Below are 305 nucleotides of genomic sequence, written 5' to 3'. Positions count from 1 at the left end.
CCGCGCCGCCGTCGCCGTCCCCTGCGCCCGACGCGGCAGGGCCGTTCAACGCCGCGGAGGCGGCGGAACCGGGAGCCGGGCTCACATGGTCGACGCCACCCGCCAAGCCCGCCGGACCGGCTGAGCCCGCGGCGGCGGCCGTGGATCCTCCCGCCGCTCCAGCGCCAGGCCCGACGCCCGGGCCGACGCGGCCCGACGCGGCGTCAGCCCCGCCCGTGGAGCCCGGCGTCCCCGGGCCCGCGGCAGCAGAGGCTCCGACGGAGCCCGTCGGGCCGTCGGCCAAGCCGCCGGCACTCGGCGCCGCG

This window comes from Streptacidiphilus pinicola (genome assembly GCF_003258295.1).
Lineage (GTDB): Bacteria > Actinomycetota > Actinomycetes > Streptomycetales > Streptomycetaceae > Streptacidiphilus > Streptacidiphilus pinicola.
The sequence above is the reverse complement of the archived record's forward strand: the minus strand, read 5'-3'. Positions refer to the sequence as shown.